The organism is Methylocystis heyeri, assembly GCF_004802635.2.
In the GTDB taxonomy this organism is placed as follows: Bacteria; Pseudomonadota; Alphaproteobacteria; order Rhizobiales; family Beijerinckiaceae; genus Methylocystis; species Methylocystis heyeri.
Genome location: NZ_CP046052.1, coordinates 1,876,054 through 1,889,899 on the forward strand (window position 1 = coordinate 1,876,054; position 13,846 = coordinate 1,889,899).

A 13,846-nucleotide genomic window follows, 5' to 3' on the forward strand; every position below is an offset into this window, starting at 1 on the left:
TAAAAGATCCCCGCCGTTGGTCAAGCCTTGGGCTTTGCGGCGCCGCCATGCGCCGCAGACCAGGCCACCGGATCGGCGATGAATTTCTCGACTTCGTTCAGCGCCGCATCCGAGAAATACCGATGCGCGCGCGCGACGTCGAGAATATCGCGCCAGGTGGCGAGCCAGTGCAGCGTCACGCCCATCGCCTGAAGCTCTTCCAGGGCGCCTTTGAAAATATCATAGAAGAAGAACACAAAGACGTGATCGCAGGTCTGGCCCGCATCGCGCAGCGCCGCGACGAAGTCTTTCTTGGAGCCGCCGTCGGTCGCCAGATCCTCCACGAGAAGCGCCCGGCCCTGGTCGTGAAGATCGCCCTCGATGCGGGCGTTGCGCCCGAAACCCTTGGGCTTCTTGCGCACATATTGCATCGGCAGCATCAATTCGTCCGCAATCCAGGCGGCGTAAGGGATGCCGGCCGTCTCCCCTCCCGCGACGACGTCGAGCGATTCATAGCCGATGTCGCGCTCGATCGCTCCGACCGCAAAATCCACCAGTCTGCGCCGCAGGCGCGGATAGGAGATGATCTTTCGCATGTCGATGTAGACCGGAGAGGCCCAGCCCGCCGTGGTTATGAAAGGCTTGTCGACGTTGACCAGCACCGCCTGCACCTCGATCAGGGATTTGGCGGTCTCTATGGCGGCGAACTGGCGATCTGCAGATGCGGACATGGCGTGAGGCGTCCCTGGCATAGAATCTAAAGCCCCTCGTCTATAGGCTTTTCTGGGACCGAGAGGAAATCGCCGGCCCCGGCGTTAACCTTTCTGCGGGGACAAAGCTAAATTTGACAGTGAATCGCTACATCCTGTAAAGGAGGCAATCTTTTGTTAATGCATGACGCGCAGCTTGAGCGCCATACGCCCTGGACCGCCTCAAAAGCGCCGGCGAAATGGTTCCAGCGCCAGGCAGCCTCGCAACGAAGAGAGACTTCGATGCCAAAGCTCAGTTCGTGCAAGCGTGCGCTCATCATCGGCCTCCTCGTGGTCGCGGCGGATTGCGCCTGCGCCAAGCCGATCGTCACCGTCCAGAATACGGCCGCCACCCCGGCCGACATGCTCGGCGCCCCCGAGCCGGAAAGCGCGGTGGACGGCTATCAGCACGAAGCCTTGATGGCGACCATGGTCTGCTCGATTCTCTATGGGGCAAAACGCTTCGTTCGCGCATCCTTTTCCCGCGCCGTGAACGGCGGCGGAACCCCGGGATCGAAACGGCGCATCCTGCTTTAAACAGTCGTACCGGCTCAGGCTGAAAGCTAATGAAGGCCGCCGCGGCCTCTCTCCCCGCATGGCCTGCCGGATGCGCACATCGGAAACCGGCCAGTCCCCGCTGGACCGGGATTGTCCCGCTCATCGACGCCAAGCTGCGGCGCAATCTTCGGAATCGCCTTCAATCCTCGTGTTTGGCGCCTTCGCGTGACGCCGACGCCTGACGAGGAACCAGACGCTCGCTACAGGCGACGCACAATTTCGCGGGAAACCTCAATGTCCCGGCGTGAACGGCCGGGACAAGCCCCAAGACGATCCCTGGAGATGTGTGACTCGCCCTTGGCCCCATGGCTGAGGTCTACGCCGGCGGCGCCTCTTTGCGCTTTGCCGCCACCATAGCGGCGGTTTGGCCGAACAACACATGCCGCTCTTCGTCGGTAAAGCCGGTGCGCTCGCGCTGAAGATGCTTGCCGGCCTCGTAAGCCCGCTGCACCGCCGGCCGCGCGGCTATGGTTTCGAACCAGCGCTTGAGATTTGGAAAATCGCCGAGATTCTGTCCCTGCGCCTCATGCGGAACAATCCAGGGATAGACCGCCATGTCGGCGATGGAGTAATCGCCCGCGACGAAGGGCGCCTGGGCCAGACGGCGGTCGAGCACGCCGTAGAGCCGGTTGGTTTCGTTCACATAACGGTTGATGGCGTAAGGAATGCGCTCGGGCGAATAGCGCGCAAAATGATGGTTCTGTCCCGCCATCGGCCCCAGGCCTCCCACCTGCCAGAACAGCCATTGCAACACACGGAAGCGCGCACGGGTCTCGCTTGGGAGGAATTGGCCTGTTTTTTCCGCGAGATAAATCAATATGGCGCCCGATTCGAACAGCGAGAGCGGCCCGTCCTTGTCGGCAGGTTCGTCGTCGACAATGGCGGGCATCCGATTATTGGGCGAAATCTCCAGAAACTCGGGCTTGAACTGCTCTCCCTTGCCTATGTCGACAGGCGCGATGCGATAGGGAACGCCCGCTTCCTCCAGAAAAATCGTGATCTTGTGCCCGTTGGGAGTCGGCCAGTAATACAGCGAGATCATGTGCGCCTCCTGCCTGCAAAGAGAGAAATAGCGCATGACGGGCTTCAAAGCACTCCCTGTTCTGAAGCTGCGCAATTTTTTCGTCGGAACATTTAGTCTCTATTGCAATGTCTCGGCAGAAATAAAAACTATTCTTTCACGAAGAGACCGAAATTCCTTCCCCGATAAAAAAGACACCCTTCGAGCCACGCGGGCGAGGACAGGGAATTTCTTTATTCATATGCGGACAAGACGCCCAGGGGGCTGCTTTAACGCTAAAATAACCCTGTGATGGAATTCTCCCATTCGGCCTTTCGACGCCAAGGAGCCTCCATTTTCATGACCAGCGTCTTTTCGCCCTGGCCCGAGAACGCCGCCGCCGATTTCGGCCGACGCCCGCTCAAATTGCGGCACAACCTCGCGGACAGCCCCCTTTTCTCAGACGAAGCGCTGATCAGGCTCATCGAAGCCACCCCGAGAAAAAACTATCACGTCAACACCATGCCGTGCGATTCCAACGACCCGCATCTGTGGCGCGAAGGCGATATGACGGGGCTTTCCGGCAGCGAGGTGCTCGCCGCCGTGGCCAGGGGCGCGCTCTGGGTGCATCTGCAGCGGACGCAGGAGACGGACGACGCCTACCGAGTCCTGCTCGACGCCGCCTTCGAGGAGATCGAGCGCAACGCGCCGGGCTTCAAGAGCTTCAAGCGCTCGATGAGCGTGCTCGTCTCCTCGCCTCGCATGAACGTCGCCTATCACGCCGATGTGCCGGGTCAGAGCCTGTGGCAGGTTCGCGGCCGCAAGCGGGTCTGGATCTATCCCGCCCGCGCGCCCTTCCTGCCGCGCCGCGCCATCGAGAACATCGTGCTGCGACGCGCGAGCGACACCGACCTGCCCTTCGACGCATCGTTCGAGCCGCACGCCGAAAGCTATCTGATGGAGCCCGGCGACATGGCGACATGGCCGCGCAATTCCCCCCATCGCGTGGTCAACGAGGATTGCGTCAACGTCTCGTTCACGACCGAGCACTGGACGCGAGAACTCGCGGCCGGTTACGTCGCGGATTACGCCAACGGCCTGCTGCGTCCATGGTGCGGCGGCCGCGATCTCTCACGCGAGACCCGGGGACCCGTATTCCTGGCCAAGGCGGCGCTCGCGAGCGGCCACAAATTCATCCGCCGCTTCGCCGACCGCGGGACTCCGCTCACGGTGGATTTTCGCGTCGCACCCGAAGCCGAGCGCGGCTTCACGGACGTTCCGCCTTATGCCCTCTCCAAATAGCCTGTCCTCGTCCCGCCCCCAAATTTGCATCGAGGTCGCGGCGACGCCCGCGGCGATAACGGCGCTGGCCGACGATTGGAGACGACTCGAGACAGAAACTCCGGAAGCTTCCGGCTTTCAGAATTACGATTGGTGCAACGCCTGGATGGAGGCCGCGGCGTCCTACGGCGACCGCCGCGCCTTCCGCGTCTTGTGCCTGCGCGAAAGCGGAAGACTCGTAATGCTGTGGCCGCTGCAGATCGAAAAATTCTTCGGCGTGCGCGTCGCACGCTGGCTCGGCGAGCCGATGACCCAGTATGGAGACGCGCTGGCGTCGCCGGGAGCCGACCGCGACCGGTGGCTCGGAAGCGCGCTCGAGGAAATGTCGCGCTGGCGCGACGTCGACCTTTTCGCGCTTACCCGCATGCGCGCGGACGGCGTGCTGGCGAATGCGGGGCTGAAAGCTACGCCCTATGGCGAAACGCTTGCCGCGCCTTTTGTCGATCTGCGCGAAGCGGAGAAAAAGAGGCCGGGCAAAAGCGCGGCGAGGCGCGCGCGGATGCTTGCGGCCCTTGGAGAATTGCGCCTCGAAGAAGCGCGCGCGCCCCGGGAGCGCCTTGAAATCACGCGCCATGCGTTGATCTTGAAGCGCGATTGGCTGCGCGCCAAGGGCTTTATCAGCGCGGGACTCTCACATCCGGCGACCGCCGCTTTTCTGGAGAGGTTTTCGCAGATCGACGCCTCGCGCATTCACGCGCTCGAGATCGGCGGAGAGCCCGGCGCGATCGACATCGGCTTCGTGTCGCGCGATGCTTATCGCTCGCTGATCGGCGCTTACGACCCTCGCTTCGCCCAGGGCGCGCCGGGCCACGCGCTGAGTGAGCGGTTGATCGAATATTTCACGCGCGAAGGATACGCCTCATACGACTTCCTGGCGCCTGCCGATCCCTACAAGCTCGCCTTCGCCAGCGGCCAGATAGCGTTGTTCGCTCATTTCAACGCCCGCAACCCTGCGGGGGAAGCCGCCGGATTTGTGTTGAAATGGCTCAGGCCCGCAGCAAAGCGCCTGCTCGCGAAGGTTAATGCGGTCGTTCCGCTGCGCGTCGTCAGGAATGGCGCCCTCTCCAGGTAGAGGACGGACCAGCGCGGCGAGAACCGCGCCGATCACGGGGTAGCAGTTCTCCCGACCCGAACGGAGCCGCTCGGGTTATGAGCGAGAGGCCACCAGAGGCTGGGCGCCGCGGGAACCGAGCACCACGACGCGCGCGCCGACCGGCGTCTTCTGATAGAGGTCCATCACATCCTGGTTGATCATGCGGATGCAGCCGGAGGACTCGCTGTGGCCGATCGACGAGGGCTCGTTCGTGCCATGGATGCGGAACAGAGTATCTTTGTCGCCTTGCCAGAGATACATGGCGCGGGCGCCGAGCGGGTTCGACGGGCCGCCGTGCATCCCGACCCCGCTCTGCAGCTCGACGACCGTTCTCTTGAGGTCGGGCCTGCGCTCGATCATTTCCTTGGGCGGATACCAGTCCGGCCACTCCTGCTTGCTCTTGATGGTCGCCTCGCCGGACCAGACGAAGCCCTCGCGTCCGACGCCCACGCCGTAACGGGTCGCCTTGCCGCCCTCCTCCACATGATAGAGGTAGTGGTTGGCGGGATCGATCACGATCGTGCCCGGCGCTTCCCTCGTCACATAGGTCACGCTCTTGCGCACAAAGGCGGGGTTGACCTGCCCGGTCTTCACCGCGGGAACGGTGAACTGCCCGTCTTTCACCTCGCCATATGTGGTCTTGAAGTCACCCGCCTCGGCGACGACGGGAGGGGCGGCGGGAGGCGCCGCCGCCGGCGCCAGAGCGAGGGCGTTGATGGCGGGAGCCGGCTTGACAGAGGCGCAACCGGCGAGGCCGGCGGCGGCGGAAATGGAGGCTCCGGCGATCAGGCGGCGACGGGTAAGAAAAACCATTTGGGAACCATCTCGAGTGGGGGAGAGCAATGCGACGATACCACGGAAAAACCGCATTGAGGCTCACGATTTCAGTAAAGTTTTAACTATCCCAAGGATTCCAGCGGCGCCTCGCCCGAGCGAGCGCCGGGCCGAGAACGCCCTCAACTTTCGCGCAATGGGCTCCGGGTGTAGCCTCGCCCGTTCATTCGCTGGAGGGGCCAAATGATTCCGCGTTATGCGAAAATCTTTCTCGTCGCCTGCGTCGGCGCGTTGCTGCTGCTCGTCGGCCTCGACAATATCTTCGATTACGGGACCAATTTCGCGGCCGTGCAGCATATTCTGTCCATGGATACGGAGCCGCCCGATTCGGCCTTTCAATGGCGGGCCATCCATAGCGGGCTGCTCCACCATGTCGCCTATGATTTCATCATGGCGGCCGAACTCGGCGCAGGAGCGCTATGTCTCGCCGGCGCGCTGAAACTGCTCCGGGCCAGAGGCGACAGCGCCTCCGCCTTCAACGCCGACAAGGATCTCGCCATCGGCGGGCTGACGGCGGGGATCGCGATCTATTTCTTCGGCTTCATGACGATCGGCGGCGAATGGTTCCAGATGTGGCGTTCCCAAGGATGGAACATGCAGGAAGCCGCCTTCAGGTTCGTCGGCGGCGTCGGCCTCATCCTGCTGTTCGTGTCGCAACCGGATTCGGACTGAGCCATGAGCGCACTCGGCAAGAGTGAAGCCGTCGTCGCGGCGGCGCAGGAGTTGGAACGGCTCGGCCTCAATCGGGGCTCGGCCGGCAATGTCTCTCTGCGCGACGGCGACGCCATGCGGATCACGCCGAGCGGCGTCCCCAGCGGCAGGCTTGCGCCGCAGGACATTGCGCGCATGGCGCTCCAGGGTCCCGACGGCGCCTTTGAGGGTCCCCTGCCTCCGTCCAGCGAATGGCGCTTTCACAGGGACATTTATATTGCCCGCCCGGACGTCGGCGCCGTCGTCCATATGCACTCGCCCTACGCCACCACTCTCGCGATCCTGCGACGCGAAATTCCCGCCGCACATTACATGATCGCGGCCTTCGGCGGGCCGACCGTCCGCTGCACCGATTACGCCCCCTATGGCACCGCGGAGCTTTCCGCGCTCGCCGTGGCGGGGTTGGGCCAGCAGCACGGGGTTCTGCTCGGCAATCACGGCGCCATCGTCACGGCGGGGGAACTCGAAAAGGCGCTTTGGCGCGCGGGCGAACTCGAGCAACTCGCCCAGGTCTACTACCTCGCCTCGCTCGCCGGAGCGCCCGTGATCCTGCCGGACGAGGAGATCATGCGCACGGTCGAGCGTTTCAAAAGCTACGGCCCCAAAGACAAAGGAGCATAGCGTAAACGCAGCCGGATGTATTAGAAGCACGGTAAGCGGCGGCCGGCGCCGCACCCGTGTTTCAGAGGGAAAAATGCGCAGGATCTTTTCAGGCGTGATCGCCGCATTTCTGGCGTCGAACTACGGAACCGGCCCCTTCCCCGCTCAGGCGGCCACGTTCGAGACGGCGGCCGGCGCCCATTATGCGCATGGAGCCTCGGGAGCCGCTCCCGCCGCAAGGCAAGTAACGCTGAAGGAACTGCCCAACGCCGCCGCAGCCAGTCTCGCCGGCTTCAAGAAGACGCTGCGTCCGCGCACGGCTTTGCCTCAAAGCTATTTGGCCTGGATAAAGGCCGAGGCTGCGCGCCCGAGCGCCCATCCGGCGCCGGTCACGCTGACGTCCGCGCCGCAGTCGTCCTTCCCCGGCGCTCGAAACGTGCGGCCGGACACGCCGGCTGCGGCCGTCAGCTTCGACGGGGACTCGGAAAACGCAGCCTGCAGCAATCTGATTCCGGCGGATCAGGCTCTCGCCGTGGGGGATGGCCCCAGCCCGGTGGTGCAGGCCGTCAACGCCTGCCTCTCGGTCTGGAGTCCCGGCGGGCAACGGCTGCTCGGCCCCAAGTCTCTATCGGATTTTTTTGGCCTGCCTGCAGGCTCCTTCGTGTTCGACCCGCGCGCCCTTTACGATTTTTATAATCATCGCTTCATCGTCGTCGCCGTGGACAGCGATTACGCCAATGTGAACAATTACGACATCGCGGTCAGCGCCGCAGACGACCCGACCGGCGCCTGGTACACATACCGGATACCCGTGCAGAGCCAGACCGGCGCGGTTGCGGATTTCCCTCGCCTCGGACAAGACCGGGCGGCGGCCTATCCCATAAGCTCGGGAACACCCTACCCGGGCGCGATCTATCTGGCGTCAAACCTGTTCTCCAACTTCGGCGCCTACCCTTACCTCGGGGAGGAATGGCTGATTCTGCCCAAAGCGGCGATGTACAACGGCCAGGATTTCAAATTCTACGTATTCAGCGGCATGCTCGACGGCGGGAACCCCACCGACAGCACCCAGCCCTTGAACGTCTGGAGCCAGCATGAAAATCCCCGCGCCGAGTTTCTGATCGGATCGCATAATTTCTTCTGCCTCGCTGCCTGCAACGGCCTGACGCTCTGGGCTATCTCCAATCCGTTCGGCTGGGTGTCCGGCGGGCCAAACCCGGAACTGTCCAGCGTCGCCGTCAGCACCTCGGACGACTACGCGCAGCCTCCGCCGGCGGGACAGCCGGGCGCCCCCAACTCCATCGACGCCGGCGACCTGCGCATTTCCGGGGAGGCGAGCTATTTCGCGGGTTCGATCTACGCCGCGCTTTCCTCCGCCAACGGCGCCGGCGGCGTCATGTCGATGCTTTTTCGCGTGCAACCCATCCTCAACAGCAACGACGGCGCAAATTGCACCGGCGCATATGTCAATTTGTGCCCCCGGATCACCGGAGCCTCGCTGCTGAACGAGACGCTTCTCAATTTCGGCGGAGCGACCGCCGCCTATTATCCGGCGTCGCAACCCGATCTCGAAGGCAATGTGACGACGGTCTATACTTACAGCGACGACAAGACCTATCCCGGCCTCGCCTATATCTCGCAGCGGCCGACGCAGGACATCGGCAGCTTCGCCGATACGGGGGCCTTTCTGGCGCCCGGACAGGCCGCCTATCTGCAGGGATATTGGGGCCGCTACAACGCAGTCGCACCGGCGGGCGTCGCCTATGTTCCCGGAGCCGGCCATGCTCCGGTGGCGCCCGGCGTCGCTTTTTCGGGGATGTATGCGGCCGCCGACGGCAATTGGGGAACGAGGATCGGATACGCCAAATTTTCCGGTCCCGCCCAGCCCTGAAAACCTTTCCGCCGCGGCTTAAACGCAACGCGGTCGCCGCGCTGCTATTCCCGGAAAGCGCCCAGCTTTTCAGGATAGAGCGCGCCGAGCCCGCTCTCGCTCGCCTCGCAGACCCCTCGCTCGGTGATCAGCGCCGTGACAAAGCGCGACGGCGTGACATCGAAGCCGAAATTGCGCGCCGGGGAACCCTTAGGGGTCAGGCGCACCTCGACGATATCGCCATTTTCCGCTTGCCCCGAAATATGCGTAACCTCGCGCGGCGAGCGTTCCTCGATAGGTATATCCTTCACGCCGTCCCTGATGCTCCAATCCACCGTCGAACCGGGAAGCGCGACGTAAAAGGGCACGCCGTTCTCATGCGCGGCGAGCGCCTTGAGATAAGTGCCGATTTTGTTGCAGACGTCGCCCGCGCGCGTCGTACGGTCGCTGCCCACGATGACGAGATCGACCATGCCGTGCTGCATCAGATGGCCGCCTGCGTTGTCGGCGACGACAGTATGCGCGACGCCTTCATTGAGCAGTTCAAAAGCGGTCAGACTCGCGCCCTGGTTCCTCGGCCGCGTTTCGTCGACATAGACATGCAGCGCGACGCCTGCTCGCGCGGCCTTGTAGATCGGCGCTAGCGCCGTGCCCCAATCGACGGCGCAAAGCCAGCCGGCGTTGCAGTGGGTGAGAATGTTCACCGTGTCGCCCGCCTTGCGCGCGGCGACGCCGGCGATGATCGCTGCGCCGTTGACTCCGATAGCCTCGCAGCAAGCCTCGTCCTCCTCGGCGATCCTCGCTGCTTCGGCGTAGGCGAGCGCGGAGCGTTCGCTCAATGGCGCGGCAAGAAGCAGAGAACTCACCCGATCGAGCGCCCAGCGCAGATTGACCGCGGTGGGACGCGTCGCCAGAAGCTCCGCGCGAGCGGCTTCTATATATGAATCGCCGACGTTCTCCCGGGCCGCAAGCGCGAGACCATAGGCGCCCGTAGCGCCGATGAGCGGCGCTCCGCGCACGATCATGTCCGCGATGGCCCGCGCCGCTTCGCCTGCAGAAGCGAGCGTGCGCGTCGCAAACCGGTGAGGCAGCAAAGTCTGGTCGACGACATGGACGCGCCGTCCATCGGCGTCGAGCCAGATAGTCTTGTAATCGCGTCCTTCGATGCGCATGAACCCGGCCTTTAAAAATCATCCGCCGCAAACCCGGCGCAGGCCGTATACCTCAAATTTTCACGAGCCGCTTCTCGAGAGGCGCACGGGGCCGAACAGGCTCGCCGCGGCCCGCCGGAGTTTGCGCTAGCGGTTCAACTTCCTCTTAATAACTTTCGCGTAATCCTTATCCTGCAACGTCAAAGTTGCAGAAGTACAAACAATTGCAACGCCACACCGGATAAAATCATGAAAAACCTTGTTTCCCAGTTCGCCAAGGACGAAACCGGCGCCACCGCTATCGAATACGGCCTGATCGCATCGCTGATCTCCATTGTCGCCATCGCCGCGTTCAACGCGGTAGGCACCAATCTGCAGAACAAATTCACCAAAATCGCGAACAACCTTAATTAAAAGGAGAGCTCCACTGCGCGCAGCGCTAGCCGCCTGCCCGGGACAAGGAGAAGTTTTTCTGAGTTCACTGAAACCTCTACCGCAAAAGCGGTTCATCTTGTTCCGGCGGGCGCAAGCTTGGGTTCTGTGCTCGGATCCTCTAAAGTTTTTGGCGCCTTTTGAAAGGCTCTTCTCGATTATATTTTAGGCTTACATCCGGGAATAATTGCGCCGCCCGCCTTCCCGCCGGACGCGAACAATGAAATCATCCGCGCGTCTGCGTTGTAAACCTACGCACTCGCACCAGCTTGCGCGCAGCGTCTCCCTCATGGTCCGATAGCGGTCGCTGGTATGGGAAGGCGCTGGCGATGCTCAAGTTGGAAAACCCTCTGGCTTTCGAACCGGTTTCTTCCGTCTGCGCGTTGGTCGGGAACGATCCGGGACTCGTTGAAGGAGCGATCGCTTCGCTCCCGGTGGAATCCCTGAAGGAATTCATCCTTGTGGGGCCGCAGCCGCTTGCTCCTACGGCGAGAAGGCGCAACTGCAAAAAACATCTCGTCATCGAGCTCACGCCGGAAAATGTCGGATCCGCACGCGAATGCCTCGGAGGCATGCCAAACGGCTGCTTCGTCCTGCCCGTAGACGACTGCGGTTCGGATTTCGTGAGCGCGCTGGGAGAAGGAAGCTGGATCGCCGCGCCTGTGTCGCCGGCCGAAGTCTCCCGACGTTTACAGGATAAACTGAATTTTTTTTCTTTGTGCCGCGACTTGAGCATTCCGGCTCCGTCGACGGTGGCCCTGCCGGATTTCAAATCGGCCGATTTCGACGAACTCGGCCGCCGCCTTGGCCTTCCCGTGGTTTTCAGGCCCGAAGGCCGCAACCCGCCTTTGCGCCTTGCGATCATCCATACTCCTAGCGAATTCAAACGCTGGGCGGGGGGCATTGCGTCACGACGCGCCCGCTTCGTGGCGCAATCCTATGCGCCGGGGCAGGACGCCGGCATTAGCGCGCTCGCCGGAAAAGGCGCGATCCTGCGCTACGCCATTCGATTTCCCGAACAGCGTCGAATCCGTTTTGTTCGAGACGACCGAATTCTCGATTACGCAAAGCGGATAGTCGCAGAAACCGGCTACTCCGGCTTTTTCGCGATCGACTTTCGCTTTCGCGTCAACGGCGGCGTTCAGGCGCTGGGATTCAAGCCGGGAACATGGGCCACCATGAACGCCTCGACCTGGCGGGGCCTGAATTTCATCCGTGCGGCTTTCGAAATCGCTCATGGAGGCGCGTCGAACGAGCCTGCGCTTTTGAGTGACGGGGCGGCGCCGCGCACAGGCCTCGAAGTCCTCAAGACGGCCTTGCGCGGATCGCTGCAGGGCGAACGATTCAGCGTCGACCAGAAGCGCATCATCCGTCACTACCTGTGGCTGGATCGCTAGGGCGTTTCCAGCCGAAGCGGATGTCGGTTGGGCGTTGGAAACGCGTCAAAACAAAAGCTTGGAGCGTATTCGTGTTTCCGAGAAACATGAAAAGGCTCCAGCCCGCCTTCCCCCCTATGAATGCGATTCATTTTCCCAGCGCCGCAACGGCCCGGCCAGAGGCTGCTTTCGCCCGTTTTTTCGGGAACTTCCCCGGCCATGCTCCTCTGGCTTGCTCTTGGAAAGACGATAATTAATCTTACCTACAAGCCCAACGCCGCGACGCCCTGGGCCGAACGGCAGCCAGTTTATCGGGAAAGCGGAGCGCGGCCGGGACGTTGAGAGGCGGGAGCGGGAGCCATGACGGACGGAGTGCAGATCCAACTTACGCTTAGCAATGAAGAGGCGGCGGCTCTTCACGATATGCTCGACCGCCATCTCAGCACGCTGCAATATCTCGAAAAAAACCAGCCGCAAAACGTCTCGGATCAGGTGGAGTTGGAGAAGCAGTCCGTTATCCATCTCATAATGGCGATAGACAGCTCGATGCGCCGGGGATCCATGCAGTAGGGCGCAGGCCTGTGCTGCGCTCTGCCCGGGACGACGACGCATCAGGACCCGCGATGACGCGGCCCCGTGGAGCTTCAGCGACGCGGGCGCCCCATAGGATAGCCGTAGGCTTTTTCGCGCCGCTGTTGGGACAGACCGTAGGCTCCGAATGCGCGATTGTGGGTATTTGCCGATCCGCCCTGCTGGACGCCTCCCTGGACGGATCGAGAGCCGCCGAGATAGCCGGAGCCGACGCTGCCTCCGGAATATTGGCCACTCGATTGGGCGAAGGAGACGCCCGGAAAGACGAGCGCGAGGCTAAGGGCCGCCGCTAGGGTCGATCTGCGCCGCATAGTTCCATCTCCATGGCTCAAGGATAGAGCATGCGGCGAGGCGACGCCGAGCGCTCCGCCATTCATGATATGGTCGCAGCCATGGTTTGCGAGCGCGGCGGCAGAATTCGAGCGGCCAGACAGGAGAGGGAAGTCTGCGGCGGGAAGCCCAAGGCCGGGCGAATCAAAATATATCCGCCATTCGGCGGCGCGCCGCCGGCGCCTCAGTGCTCCAGTCGGGAGCTGGCGAACTGCGGCTCTTCGCCGCCGGAAAGGAGCCGCTCCGAAGTCTCGGCCACATTGAGCCAGACGAGATGGCCTTCGTGATCGCCCTTTTCTTTGAGCTGGGCCGCGCGCTCGCGCGCATTGGCCGGAGCATCGGATTTCAGGCGGCGCGAGAGCGCCCTTGCGTGGATTTCAATCGCCTGTTCGAGCGAAACGTTCATAAGACTCACCGGTTGCACTGACCCGTTGCATCCACCTGCAAGATAGCACACTGATTTATCGTGGCAACAATGCCAAGACGCCGCATCCTTCGCAGCCTCGGTCTGAAGCGCATCGGCGCGGGAAACGCATGGCTCGGGCGCTAGCCCTGCTTTCTCAGCTTCCTCGCCACCCTGCGCAGGTAATAGAGCGCGGGCCCCCTCATTTCGATTTTCGAAATCAGGCATTTTCCGCGTGAGGCGTCGAGCTGCAGCACCCGGTCGATAAACTCCGAAAGCGCCCGTTCGGCGTTCATCTCGTTCTTCTCCAGCAACTCCGCGGCGAAGCTATACATTCGCGAAGCTGACTCCTCCCCCCGGCCCTGTGTCATCGGCTCCTCGAAGCATGTTCGAGGCCCCTCCCGCATTCGCCGACGCCGCCGCTTGGCCTCGCGCCGCCCCAAGCATCGAAAGAAGCGAATTTTCCTCGAGAGAAGCCTGTCGGCCCCTGTGGAATGCGTCCGAGAGGCCTATATCGAGCTTATGCGTTCCGCTGGAAACGCCGAGGAAAGATGATGGCGATTTGTAACGGCTTGTTGAACAAAGCCGCGGCGTCGGCGCCGAAACCGGACCCCGCCGAAATAAATGACGACCGGCGTCATTTGGCCACATTGCGCATGACGGCCCAGCGAACTATTTGATGTGTATTCCTCCTTGAGAACCTCGAAGACTGCCCGGCCTCGCGCCGGGCTTCTCTTTTCCCGGGCGAGGCGAAGTCCCGCCCGGACGCCTGCGGCCGAGATCCCAGGGCGAAGCTCCACCGATTGATTCAGCCTCGTTGCGGGAGCA

At 62.6% G+C, this 13,846-nt stretch carries 15 protein-coding genes; 9 read left to right on the forward strand and 6 right to left on the reverse strand.

Annotated features, from left to right (window positions below):
- Positions 1–20: 20 nt before the first annotated feature.
- Positions 21–710, reverse strand: a complete 690-nt coding sequence (locus H2LOC_RS08480; RefSeq protein WP_136496004.1) for an orotate phosphoribosyltransferase — start codon at positions 708–710, stop codon at positions 21–23.
- Positions 711–971: 261 nt separating this feature from the next.
- Between H2LOC_RS08480 and H2LOC_RS08485 the strand changes: the two genes are divergently transcribed.
- Complete coding sequence (locus tag H2LOC_RS08485) at positions 972–1,265, forward strand: hypothetical protein (protein ID WP_136496005.1); 294 nt, start codon at positions 972–974, stop codon at positions 1,263–1,265.
- Between the two features lie 337 nt (positions 1,266–1,602).
- Here the strand turns inward: H2LOC_RS08485 and H2LOC_RS08490 are convergent, their stop codons facing one another.
- On the reverse strand, positions 1,603–2,328 hold the full coding sequence (locus H2LOC_RS08490; protein ID WP_136496006.1) for a glutathione S-transferase N-terminal domain-containing protein: 726 nt from the start codon (positions 2,326–2,328) through the stop codon (positions 1,603–1,605).
- A gap of 318 nt (positions 2,329–2,646) precedes the next feature.
- On the opposite strand from H2LOC_RS08490, the gene H2LOC_RS08495 reads away from it, so the two are divergent.
- Positions 2,647–3,588, forward strand: coding sequence for a JmjC domain-containing protein (locus H2LOC_RS08495; protein WP_162009729.1), 942 nt, complete (start codon positions 2,647–2,649; stop codon positions 3,586–3,588).
- Complete coding sequence (locus tag H2LOC_RS08500; RefSeq protein WP_136496008.1) at positions 3,572–4,699, forward strand: GNAT family N-acetyltransferase; 1,128 nt, start codon at positions 3,572–3,574, stop codon at positions 4,697–4,699. Before H2LOC_RS08495 ends, H2LOC_RS08500 begins: the two co-directional genes overlap by 17 nt.
- Before the next feature lie 75 nt (positions 4,700–4,774).
- Here H2LOC_RS08500 and H2LOC_RS08505 read toward each other — a convergent pair whose 3' ends face one another.
- The gene (locus tag H2LOC_RS08505) at positions 4,775–5,533 is read right to left on the reverse strand and encodes a L,D-transpeptidase (protein ID WP_136496009.1); all 759 of its coding nucleotides are present in this window, start codon (positions 5,531–5,533) and stop codon (positions 4,775–4,777) included.
- A gap of 204 nt (positions 5,534–5,737) precedes the next feature.
- Between H2LOC_RS08505 and H2LOC_RS08510 the strand changes: the two genes are divergently transcribed.
- The 3 genes from H2LOC_RS08510 (at position 5,738) to H2LOC_RS08520 (ending at position 8,756) form a co-directional block, all read left to right on the forward strand.
- Positions 5,738–6,226 (forward strand): DUF2165 family protein, encoded by a 489-nt coding sequence (locus H2LOC_RS08510; RefSeq protein WP_136496010.1) that lies wholly within the window; start codon positions 5,738–5,740, stop codon positions 6,224–6,226.
- A 3-nt stretch (positions 6,227–6,229) separates the two neighbouring features.
- Positions 6,230–6,886, forward strand: a complete 657-nt coding sequence (locus H2LOC_RS08515; protein WP_136496011.1) for a class II aldolase/adducin family protein — start codon at positions 6,230–6,232, stop codon at positions 6,884–6,886.
- A 73-nt stretch (positions 6,887–6,959) separates the two neighbouring features.
- Positions 6,960–8,756: a hypothetical protein gene (locus H2LOC_RS08520; protein ID WP_136496012.1), complete on the forward strand. Its 1,797-nt coding sequence runs from the start codon at positions 6,960–6,962 to the stop codon at positions 8,754–8,756.
- Between the two features lie 44 nt (positions 8,757–8,800).
- Here the strand turns inward: H2LOC_RS08520 and mtnA are convergent, their stop codons facing one another.
- Positions 8,801–9,907, reverse strand: a complete 1,107-nt coding sequence (mtnA, locus tag H2LOC_RS08525; RefSeq protein WP_136496013.1) for an S-methyl-5-thioribose-1-phosphate isomerase — start codon at positions 9,905–9,907, stop codon at positions 8,801–8,803.
- 228 nt (positions 9,908–10,135) lie between these two features.
- On the opposite strand from mtnA, the gene H2LOC_RS08530 reads away from it, so the two are divergent.
- The 3 genes from H2LOC_RS08530 (at position 10,136) to H2LOC_RS08540 (ending at position 12,264) form a co-directional block, all read left to right on the forward strand.
- The gene (locus H2LOC_RS08530) at positions 10,136–10,300 is read left to right on the forward strand and encodes a Flp family type IVb pilin (protein ID WP_136496014.1); all 165 of its coding nucleotides are present in this window, start codon (positions 10,136–10,138) and stop codon (positions 10,298–10,300) included.
- Between the two features lie 347 nt (positions 10,301–10,647).
- Positions 10,648–11,715 (forward strand): ATP-grasp domain-containing protein, encoded by a 1,068-nt coding sequence (locus tag H2LOC_RS08535; protein ID WP_136496015.1) that lies wholly within the window; start codon positions 10,648–10,650, stop codon positions 11,713–11,715.
- A gap of 339 nt (positions 11,716–12,054) precedes the next feature.
- Positions 12,055–12,264, forward strand: coding sequence for a hypothetical protein (locus H2LOC_RS08540; RefSeq protein ID WP_136496016.1), 210 nt, complete (start codon positions 12,055–12,057; stop codon positions 12,262–12,264).
- A 535-nt stretch (positions 12,265–12,799) separates the two neighbouring features.
- Here the strand turns inward: H2LOC_RS08540 and H2LOC_RS08545 are convergent.
- Both H2LOC_RS08545 and H2LOC_RS08550 read right to left on the reverse strand, forming a co-directional pair.
- Positions 12,800–13,021: a hypothetical protein gene (locus H2LOC_RS08545; RefSeq protein WP_136496018.1), complete on the reverse strand. Its 222-nt coding sequence runs from the start codon at positions 13,019–13,021 to the stop codon at positions 12,800–12,802.
- A gap of 140 nt (positions 13,022–13,161) precedes the next feature.
- Entirely contained in the window at positions 13,162–13,353 is a 192-nt protein-coding gene (locus H2LOC_RS08550) for a hypothetical protein (protein WP_136496019.1), read from the reverse strand.
- Between the last annotated feature and the right edge of the window lie 493 nt (positions 13,354–13,846).

Coding starts and splice junctions, on each gene's coding strand:
- H2LOC_RS08535 (WP_136496015.1), top strand. CDS start 10,648: ATGCTCAAGTTGGAAAACCCTCTGGCTTTCGAACCGGTTTCTTCCGTC.
- H2LOC_RS08540 (WP_136496016.1), top strand. CDS start 12,055: ATGACGGACGGAGTGCAGATCCAACTTACGCTTAGCAATGAAGAGGCG.
- H2LOC_RS08515 (WP_136496011.1), top strand. CDS start 6,230: ATGAGCGCACTCGGCAAGAGTGAAGCCGTCGTCGCGGCGGCGCAGGAG.
- H2LOC_RS08520 (WP_136496012.1), top strand. CDS start 6,960: ATGCGCAGGATCTTTTCAGGCGTGATCGCCGCATTTCTGGCGTCGAAC.
- H2LOC_RS08485 (WP_136496005.1), top strand. CDS start 972: ATGCCAAAGCTCAGTTCGTGCAAGCGTGCGCTCATCATCGGCCTCCTC.
- H2LOC_RS08500 (WP_136496008.1), top strand. CDS start 3,572: ATGCCCTCTCCAAATAGCCTGTCCTCGTCCCGCCCCCAAATTTGCATC.
- H2LOC_RS08490 (WP_136496006.1), bottom strand. CDS start 2,328: ATGATCTCGCTGTATTACTGGCCGACTCCCAACGGGCACAAGATCACG.
- H2LOC_RS08530 (WP_136496014.1), top strand. CDS start 10,136: ATGAAAAACCTTGTTTCCCAGTTCGCCAAGGACGAAACCGGCGCCACC.
- mtnA (WP_136496013.1), bottom strand. CDS start 9,907: ATGCGCATCGAAGGACGCGATTACAAGACTATCTGGCTCGACGCCGAT.
- H2LOC_RS08505 (WP_136496009.1), bottom strand. CDS start 5,533: ATGGTTTTTCTTACCCGTCGCCGCCTGATCGCCGGAGCCTCCATTTCC.
- H2LOC_RS08480 (WP_136496004.1), bottom strand. CDS start 710: ATGTCCGCATCTGCAGATCGCCAGTTCGCCGCCATAGAGACCGCCAAA.
- H2LOC_RS08510 (WP_136496010.1), top strand. CDS start 5,738: ATGATTCCGCGTTATGCGAAAATCTTTCTCGTCGCCTGCGTCGGCGCG.
- H2LOC_RS08550 (WP_136496019.1), bottom strand. CDS start 13,353: ATGTATAGCTTCGCCGCGGAGTTGCTGGAGAAGAACGAGATGAACGCC.
- H2LOC_RS08545 (WP_136496018.1), bottom strand. CDS start 13,021: ATGAACGTTTCGCTCGAACAGGCGATTGAAATCCACGCAAGGGCGCTC.
- H2LOC_RS08495 (WP_162009729.1), top strand. CDS start 2,647: ATGACCAGCGTCTTTTCGCCCTGGCCCGAGAACGCCGCCGCCGATTTC.